Below are 1,102 nucleotides of genomic sequence, written 5' to 3' on the forward strand. Positions count from 1 at the left end.
CCTAAGCGCGTGGCAGAAGCTTATGCCAGTATTTGGGATGGCGACTCGCCTATGCGCAACATCTTAAATGAACAAGTCGCTAAGCTTGAGCCGCGCTTGGCGAAAGACGCGGCGCCGTATCGCGTATCTGTGCATCCAGCGATGAGCTACGGCAATCCAGGACTGCCTGATGTCATGGACAAATTGCGCGCTGATGGTGTCGACCATTTTGTGATGTTGCCGCTATTTCCACAGTATTCAGCAACTTCAACAGGTGCAGTCTATGATGCCATCACAAAATGGACACAAAAGCAGCGCAATTTGCCCAATATCACGATTGTCAAAGACTACTTTGCTCATCCTTTATATATTAAAGCCTTAGCCGATAGCATTCGTCGTTTTCAGGCGACACATGGCAAACCCGAAAAACTGATGTTTAGCTTTCATGGTATTCCGCAGCCTTATGCTGATAAAGGCGATCCCTATCCAAGCCGATGTAAATGCACCGCCGCGCAGGTGGTGCAGGCGTTGGGTCTTGCCGATGATGAATGGATTATAAGCTTTCAATCACGTTTTGGTAAGCAGGAATGGGTGAAGCCGTATACCGATGTGGTACTTGATGAGTGGGCGAAGTCAGGGGTCAAATCGGTACAGATTTTAAGTCCCGCATTTTCAGCTGATTGCCTTGAAACCTTAGAGGAGTTGGCGATTGAAAACCGTGATAACTTTCTTAATGCAGGCGGACAAGAGTACCATTATATTCCAGCGCTAAACATAGATGAGGCGCACATCGACTTATTAGAAGCCATGAGCGCACCTCTAGTTAAAGGCTGGGCGGGTACGCTTGATGGCTGGGTATAACCTAAATATCCCAATACAAAGACAAAAAAATACCGGACATTGATACTGTTCGGTATTTTTTAACTGGGGTTTGCTCGTTATAGATCATCACTATTGCTGTGCTCAGCAGCATCTTTATCAGCGATATCGACAATATCCGGATAGTCACCATCATCTAGATTGTCTTGTACAAGGACATTATCAATAGTGGCTTCATCAACGTTTTGACGATGTATCGGAGTAAGTCCTTCAGTTGCCGCGCTGCCTACTTCAGTATTACTAA

At 46.1% G+C, this 1,102-nt stretch carries 1 protein-coding gene and 1 pseudogene; one reads left to right on the forward strand and one right to left on the reverse strand.

The window, feature by feature from the left end; all coding sequences use genetic code 11:
- Window positions 1-840 (forward strand): ferrochelatase (gene hemH / locus ACS8FD_RS16295; RefSeq protein WP_439276612.1); only part of this gene is annotated, 840 nt, incomplete at its 5' end.
- Between the two features lie 77 nt (window positions 841-917).
- On the opposite strand, the pseudogene ACS8FD_RS16300 reads toward hemH, so the two are convergent.
- Window positions 918-1,102: pseudogene (locus tag ACS8FD_RS16300) on the reverse strand (hypothetical protein); the annotation flags it as partial.

It is taken from the genome of Psychrobacter sp. 1U2 (assembly GCF_051847575.1).